Origin of the sequence: Aporhodopirellula sallentina SM41, assembly GCF_000346505.1 — a bacterium.
Lineage (GTDB): Bacteria > Planctomycetota > Planctomycetia > Pirellulales > Pirellulaceae > Rhodopirellula > Rhodopirellula sallentina.
Genome location: NZ_ANOH01000065.1, coordinates 49,486 through 57,850 on the forward strand (window position 1 = coordinate 49,486; position 8,365 = coordinate 57,850).

The 8,365-nt window shown below is 58.4% G+C and carries 4 protein-coding genes; 3 read left to right on the plus strand and 1 reads right to left on the minus strand.

Annotation, left to right across the window (positions count from 1 at the left end):
* Positions 1–154: 154 nt before the first annotated feature.
* From RSSM_RS03530 to RSSM_RS03540, 3 genes are all read left to right on the plus strand, one after another.
* Positions 155–2,803 carry a hypothetical protein gene (locus RSSM_RS03530; protein ID WP_236620912.1) on the plus strand — a complete coding sequence of 883 codons (2,649 nt, stop codon included), beginning with the start codon at positions 155–157 and terminating at the stop codon, positions 2,801–2,803.
* 173 nt (positions 2,804–2,976) lie between these two features.
* Positions 2,977–3,903 carry an ABC transporter ATP-binding protein gene (locus tag RSSM_RS03535; protein WP_008674553.1) on the plus strand — a complete coding sequence of 309 codons (927 nt, stop codon included), beginning with the start codon at positions 2,977–2,979 and terminating at the stop codon, positions 3,901–3,903.
* Positions 3,904–4,170: 267 nt separating this feature from the next.
* Positions 4,171–6,027: a phospho-sugar mutase gene (locus RSSM_RS03540; RefSeq protein WP_008674555.1), complete on the plus strand. Its 1,857-nt coding sequence runs from the start codon at positions 4,171–4,173 to the stop codon at positions 6,025–6,027.
* Positions 6,028–6,165: 138 nt separating this feature from the next.
* On the opposite strand, the gene RSSM_RS03545 is transcribed toward RSSM_RS03540, so the two are convergent.
* Positions 6,166–8,364 carry a M3 family metallopeptidase gene (locus tag RSSM_RS03545; protein WP_008674557.1) on the minus strand — a complete coding sequence of 733 codons (2,199 nt, stop codon included), beginning with the start codon at positions 8,362–8,364 and terminating at the stop codon, positions 6,166–6,168.
* Position 8,365: the final 1 nt, after the last annotated feature.

Genomic DNA, 8,365 nt, shown 5'->3' on the forward strand with positions numbered 1-8,365 from the left:
TGGTAGCCCGCTCTCGCGAGCGTGCACCCATGCCGTAGGCGATCTCCCAACATCACCGGCTCGACGCCGCGAGCCCGAGCCAATCTCTTGCCCGCGAGCCTCCATGGTCCATCCCGACACGGACGTCTGTCATCACCGACACCGATGGTGGTGGATGCTCGTCCTTCTCCCGTTGATCGTCGGATGCGACGGTTGCCGTTTCAATCAGGGAAGCGAGGAGGATGCCGAGCAACTGAAGCAAAAATTGCCGGATATCACCTCGCGGCCGCCGCAGGCGTACCCCATGTCGCGACCGGACGCGGGTAACAACAACCAAATCAACGGAGCGGTCAAACCAGGACACTGGATCAGTGCGGAGTTCACCATCCGCAGCAACGGGGAAGACCGACGCGGAGTCGTTCAATCACGCGCAAAAGTCAATCGGTCGAGGATCAGCCTGGACGATGAGATTGCCGCGGGGCTCGCCGAGGCAGAAATACCCGAATCCATCATCGTTCGCCGGCCCGCGGTGCTGCCCAAAGGCCAACGACGTCGACTCGACACGCGACTGCTCGTACCGACAAACGGCAGTCGAACATTCGAATCCGTCCAATTCACAGGCGAACTGATTTCCAACGACACCGCCGGCCGGTACGGATTGCAGGAGTCCCGGTTTGCTGCACTTCAGGCACAGACATATTTCTTTGTCATTCTCACCGATCGGCCCGAACGCTTCACCCGTTTGCAAACCTCCAACTGGGCGACCCCGTTTCGAAGCGAACAGGAGTTCGCCATCAAAGGGGACAACTATCGAATCGTCATTCCACCAACACAAGGTGTGATCCCAATCGCCGAAACCGCGTTGGACTGGACGTCGACGGCTGTTCTTCTGTGGGATGACGTCCCGGTCAATGCGTTAACGATGGGCCAGCGAACTGCGGTTTTGGACTGGCTGCATTTCGGTGGCACCCTGATCGTCAACGGTCCCGCCGGTGCCGACTCTCTCGCTGACCGTGCTTTTCGTGAACTGATGCCGATCGCATCGGACGGCGTCGAAGAACTCGACACCGATGCCGCCAAGACGTTCCTACGCTCGCACAACGTCGACACCGATCTCTCGGTCGCCTACGCCACCTCGGCAGTGGAACAGAACCAAGGGCAGGTCGCCGTTTCGGGAGAAAAACGTCCCGACGCCATGGAAGTCGGCGAAGGCGGACTGCTCGCAGAAAAACGAGCAGGACGCGGACGAGTGGTGCAGTGCCGTGTCGACTTGATGAGCGAATGGCTAACCTCGTGGCAGTCGTACGACAGTTTCTTCAACTCAGCGGTTCTCGCGCGACCACCTCGGGTATTCAGCCTCAGTGAACCCACCGCGTTCATGAACTCCATATCGTCAACGACTGATTCGCAGCCCGACGACGCCGAAGGTTCTGCCAACCCAACAGAAGACGCGCTCGATGAATTGGCAACATTGCCTCCGGTTCGCCAAACCTTTGTTGGCGTCGAAAGCGAAGCGGTCTCGCCTTCGATCAACACCTCCGTACGTTTCTTCTCTCGCGACTCGCGAATGCCCGGCCGAGTCGTCGACAACATCGCTGCCGACACCCCCGCTGCCGACAAAGCAGATCCAGACACCGAGGAACCCCAGGACGCCGTTGCCGACCACCCCGCGGCACCGGACGACCAGCCCGGTGAGATCACCGATGGATCCAACACCACCGTTGATACGAACGCCATCGCGTCGCTGGCTCCTTGGATCTCGGCAGACGTCTGGGCTCACCCCGTCACGGGACTCGGCGGCTGGAAGAACGACAGCCCAATGGTGGCGTGGGGACGCGAACAGTTGCAGCAAGAGATTGGCTTGTCGATTCCCGATTCGGCTTTGGTATTCCGCAGCCTGCTGATCTATTTGCTTGTTTTGATCCCAATCAATTACGTCGTATTCCGGTTGCTGGGGCGTTTGGAGTGGGCTTGGCTCGCCGTGGTCCCGCTGGCCATCCTTGGTGCCCTTTGGGTGGCCCGGGCGGCGCAGTTGGACGTCGGTTTCGCTCGCAGCCGAAATGAATTGGCGATGCTCGAACTGCCCAAGGACTACTCCCGCGGACACCTCACACGTGTGATCGGTTTGTACAACTCGTTGGCGAGTCGGTACCGCGTCGACTTTGCGACCGCGGATGCGGCGATCGAAGTCGTTCGTTTGCGAGGCTCCGACAAAGACAACGAAGCGAACCTGTTTGGGCAAACCGATCCGGAAATGCAGTTCGGTTTTGAGAACGGCCCATCGCTCAACAACATCTCCGTCGGCAGTAACTCGTACGGGGTGCTTCACACCGAACAGATCATCGACATCGACGGCCCCATTGGCATACAAGACGTTGCACCGGAGAACCAAAGCGATATCGAAAATGACGGATCGATTGACCGGAAATACCTAACCAACGATTCCTCACTCGAACTACTCGACGTCATTGTTGTTCAACGCGACGCCGAAGGCACGATACGACTCGCGAGTCTAGGAACACTCTCGTCGGGCAGTCGCCAACAGATCCGTCTGAATCCTGCGAGCAATCTTGTCATCCCCGACGGATTGCCGATGGGGCTCACCGAATGGATCCAACGACTGCTCTCTCCCGGTATCATTCCGCCGAACTCGGCTAGACTGATCGCTCGGGTCGAAACCCCACTCGGCGAACTTTCGATCACCCCAGATTGCAAACAAGTCCGATCGCAAACGCTGGTTTTCGCACACCTCGCCATGCCACCACGGCCGCCGGCGCTACATGATGTCAATCTCGTCCGCGACCTGATTCGCCCACGCCAATAGCGTCACGCCGCCCCAGTGCATGTGCCCGAGTTGCGTGTGACCGCGAGGTGGGCTGAACACGGACGCGAAACAAACTGCTACCATCAGGTTGATCGCGACCTTCCGACACACAGGCCGTTTCCCCAAGGCCACCTGCCCACGCATCGCCCACCGAAGATTTCAAAGACACCTGCATGATCACACTCGAAGGTTTCGGCAAAGACTACGGCGAGTTCACCGCCGTGGAGAACATCGATTTGCAAATCGAGGCAGGCGAAACGTTCGGCTTCATCGGCCCCAACGGTGCGGGCAAGAGCACAACGATTCGCTTCCTAGCCACCTTGCTCAAAGCGTCCCGAGGACGCGGAGAAGTCGCCGGGTTCGACGTCATGGGAGACCCGATGGGGGTGCGGCGTTCGATCGGCTACATGCCCGATAATTTTGGCGTCTACGACGGCATGCGGGTGTGGGAGTTTCTCGATTTCTTCGCGGTCGCCTACGGGATCGCCCGAACGGCCCGCGGCCCCATCATCGACAACGTGCTCGAGTTGCTGGACCTTGGACACAAACGCGACGACTTCGTGAACGGGCTCTCCCGAGGAATGAAGCAGCGGCTTTGTTTGGCGAAGACACTCGTTCACGACCCTCCTGTGTTAATTCTCGATGAACCTGCCAGCGGTCTCGACCCGCGGGCACGCGTGGAGGTCAAAGCGTTGCTCAAAGAGCTCCGCAAAATGGGCAAGACGATTCTGATCAGCAGCCACATCCTGACCGAACTCGCGGACTGCTGCACGTCGATCGGGATCATCGAACGCGGGCAACTTCTTATGCATGGGCCGATCGATTCGGTCTACCGGCAAATTCGCCGCAACCGAATGGTGGAGATTTCTTTCACCGAAAACAGCGATGCGGGCATTTCAATTCTCCGCAGCAGCCCGGCGCTGCGAGATTTGGAGATTCGCCCCGACCGCGTGATCGCGGAACTCGAGACCGATGACGACGGCTTGGCTCAACTGCTCGAATACCTCATCCAACAGGGCGTCAAAATGCGGTCCTTCAACGACCGCGATCCGACACTCGAAGACGTCTTTATGACCGTGACCCAGGGCCTGGTTAGCTGACAACCGCCCCGGCTCGATCCTGCGAGACCGCGTCCAGGACGGCATCCCCGGTCAAGGATCGATGAAGAGTGCCGACGCGCCGTTGCGATTACTGGTCGATACGCGACGAACCTCCTAAACTGACGCGCGGAACAACGCCTGCACAGGTGAGAAATTAGATCCCCGGTTCGCGTCGATTCCCGGCGAGCAATTACGCTCACCGAGCCGCGACCGGCCGAGTACCCAGGTCCACGTTTCTAACATCCTTTCAACCGAGCTGTATCTCTCATGTCCACGACGCCCGAGCCCGCTGCCCCCGATTCCCCTCGCGTCCTCACCGCTTTGGCCCAGGTCGAACAGGCCGTCAAGGATGAACGCATCACCGCCGGCGCGGCCGAAAATATTCGCTGCTGGCTGACCGAGGAACGCTATCGCGACTACCGGGACAATGTGTTGCGACATATTGACGAGGAACAATGGCAAAAACTCGATGACGTTTTCTGGACCATCATTCCCTTTGGCACGGGCGGACGCCGCGGCCGGATGTACGAAATCGGCTCCAACGCCATCAACGACCGCACGATCGGCGAAAGTGCTCAAGGCCTCGCGGACTATGTCGTTTCGTATCACGGCGGAAAGAAACCGCTGTCCTGTGCGATCGCTTACGACACCCGCCATCGGTCACGGCACTTCACCGAACTGTGTGCCGAAATCATGGTCGCCGCTGGCATCAAGGTTTATTTGCTCGACGACTACCGCGCAACGCCGCAACTGTCCTTCGCCGTTCGACACCTCGGATGCGACTGCGGCATCATGGTCACCGCGAGCCACAACCCGCCGAGCGACAACGCCGTGAAGGTTTACTGGTCCAGCGGGGCACAGGTCCTTCCTCCGCACGACAAGGCCATCATCGATAACGTGATGAGCTGCCAAGAAATCAAACGCGGCAACTTCGAACAGGCACTCCAAGACGGACAAATCGAAGTCGTCACGGAAAAAATCGATGCGGCGTTTCTCGACGCGGCTGCTGGTTGCAGCTCGCCAGGCCCGCGCGACGTCAAAATCCTTTACTCCCCGCTGCACGGTGTCGGCGAAGCCGCCGTCGTGCCTCTGCTGCAACGCGACGGTTTCAAAAACGTCACCGTCTACGAACCACACCGGCAACCGAGCGGCGACTTCCCGAACGTTCCCGGCCACGTGTCCAACCCCGAGAACTCGGCCGTCTTCGAGAAACCGATCGAGCAAGCTCGCACCGAAGGATTTGATTTGGTGATGGCAACCGACCCGGACTGTGACCGGCTCGGCATTGCCGCACCGAAGACGACCGACACGGCCGGTGAGTGGGGAACGTTCACGGGGAACCAAATCGCCGCCTTGCTCGCCAACTACGTGCTCGACAAAGCAGCCGAGGCGGGCAAAATCACGGACCGTTCATACATCGTCAAAACGTTGGTCACGACCGAGTTGGTTCGACGAATTGCCGCAGCGCACAACGCACGCTGCGTCGGCGATCTTTTGGTTGGGTACAAATACATTGCCGAGGCCATGGACCGCGAAGGACCGGCGGACTTCCTCTACGGTTGTGAAGAATCGCACGGATACCTTGTCGGGTCGTATGCACGCGACAAAGACGGTGCGGTCGCCTGCATGCTGGCCAGCGAATTGGCTGCGGAACTGAAAGCCAAAGGGCAGTCAATGCATGACTACCTCGGCGAACTCTATCAACGCCATGGCTACCACAGCGAACACCTGATCAACGTGTTCATGGAAGGCAGCGAAGGAATGGCGGCGATGAAAACGTTGATGAAAACGTTCCGCGAAGCTCCCCCAACGAGCCTCGGCGGCATGAAGGTCAAACAAGTCCGCGACTACCAAAATCAAACGGTCACCACGATCGGCGAGACCCCAGAATCCTCACCGCTCGAAGGGCCCGTAGGTAACCTGATCATCATGGACATGGAAGACGAAGGAAACTACGTCGCCGTCCGCCCGAGCGGCACCGAGCCGAAGGTTAAGTTCTACGTCTTCACTCGCTTGGAAGCCGCCGAATCCCAAGACCTCGACTCCGCGTCCACGAAATTGGCGGACCGGATGCGGGCGATCGAAAACGACGTGCGTGACTTCGCCCGCGTCAGCGTGACCTAGTTAAGTTTTAGGGTCATCCTCCGTAGCGAAAGTCGCCAAGACTTTCGGTGATCCACGAGCCTTCCCGAACGTCTTGGCGACGTTCGCTACGGGTGATTTATTCAGATAGCAGAAGTAAAGCCAGATATCTCTCGCCGTTTACTCGGCGGGTGCGAAGCCGCGTTTTCGCAGCAGGGCGGAGGTATCGACGTCGCGTCCGCGGAATGCACGATACGTTTCTGCCGGATCGATCGTGTCGCCAACGCTCAGCACGTGATCTCGCAACTTGTCGGCGACAACCTCATCGAAATAGCCGCCTTCGGATTGCTCGAACATCTCCGCGGCATCGGCGGTCAGAGCGTCACTCCACAGATAGCTGTAATAGCCTGCTGAATACGCATCGCTGCTGAACAGGTGGCTGAAGTGAGGCAGACGGTGACGCATCGGCAATTCACTCGGCATCCCGATCGCAGCGAGTTGCTCGCTTTCGAATTGGCTGATGTCGATTTCACTCGCGTCGGTTTCGTGCAACTTCATATCGAGAATCGCACACGCGAGATACTCGGTCGTCTCAAAGCCACTGTTGAATTTTGCCGACCGCTGAATCTTCTCGAGCAATTCAGCAGGCATCGGCTCACCTGTTTCATAATGCGTTGCGAATTTGCTGAGCACATCGGGCGTCGAAAGCCAGTGCTCGAGAATCTGCGAAGGAAACTCAACGAAATCACGAGCCACGTTGGTCCCGGACTGCGACGGATAACGCACGCGACTGGACAACCCATGCAAGGCATGACCGAATTCATGAAACAATGTCGTCGCATCGTCCCACGAGATCAAAATCGGACCGTCTCCGGACGACGCGATGAAGTTGCTGTTGTTCGAAACGATCGAAGTGCTAACAGGAATCCCGACGTCCTCATCCGATAGCCCGACGCCGGACTGCTCGCGATAATCGGTCATCCACGCGCCGCTTCGTTTCCCTTCCCGAGCAAACGGGTCGAGGTAAAACAGGCCCACGTGTTCGCCATTGCGAGTGACTTCATAGACCGTCACATCGGGATGGAACGTTGGCAGACCGTTGACCTCTTCAAAGTGCAAATCGAAAAGGCGTTCGGCGCAGTACATCATCGCCTCTCGCATCTTATCGAGCTGCAAGTACGGCCGCACTTCGCTCATGTCCAGGTCATACTTTTCCTTGCGGACTTTCTCCGCATAGAAGCGATAGTCCCATGGCTCGATTTTGATTTTTGGACTGCCGCTGGCTTCCGCCTCGGCGTCCGCGATTCGTTGCATGTCGGCAACCTCATCCGCCACGCGAGCGATCGCCGGGTGCCATACCCGCATCATCAATTCCATCGCCGCCTCAGGCTTTGCCGCCATCGTCGACTCCATTCGCCAGTGAGCATGCGTCGGATAGCCGAGCAATGCCGCCCGCTGGGCTCGCAGGTGCAAGATCTCGCGAATCACATTCTTGTTATCGTGCGGCCCGCCATTGTCGCAGCGATAGTAGAAGTTCCGCCACACCTTCTCGCGCAGGTCGCGGTTCTCGGCATACGTCAGGAACGGATCCATCGATGACCGCGTGTTGGTGACCGCATACGCCGCCTTACCACCCTTTTCTTTCGCCGCAGTAGCCATGGACTCGATCGTCGACTCGGATAAACCGGCGAGGTCAGCTTTGTCGTCGATCCATGTCACGTGCCCCTTCTCTTCTTCGAGCACGTTCTGATTGAAATCCGTAAACAGCCGAGCCAACCGCGCGTTAATCTGCGACAGTTTGGCTTTGTCAGCGTCGGACAGCCGGGCTCCCCTACGGACGAACTCCTTGCGGGTTTCTTCGAGCAAACGTCGAGCGTCATCGCCGAGCGTCACCGTCTTGTTTTCAAACACGTCGCTGTAAACAGCTTCGATGCGTGCAAACAGTTTTCGGTTCTGCGTGATCGAATCCGAGTGAGCGGATAACTTGGGACTGACCGCCCTTTCGATATCCGGAATCGGCCCGACATTCAAATTCGAAGAGTGAACATCGAAAACGGTTTCGAGCCGATCGAGTTCCTCACCGGCCGTTTCGAGAGCCAATAGCGTGTTGGCAAAAGTCGGCGGGTCGGGATTGTTGGCGATCGCCTCGATGTCCTGCTGCGCCTTTGCGATCGCGACGTCGAACGCAGCCGCGAACTCATCGACACGCACACTTTTGAAAGGTGGGACGCCGCCGTAAGGCCCCGTCCATGGCTTCAACAGATCAGAGGATTTGACGGTTTCAGGCGTGGCAGTCACGGGCGTCTCGTTTGGTTCAGAAGTAAGTGGCTCTGCAGCCGCCGCGTAGTTTGCAGGCGAGGCCAACGGAGCCGAGAGCATC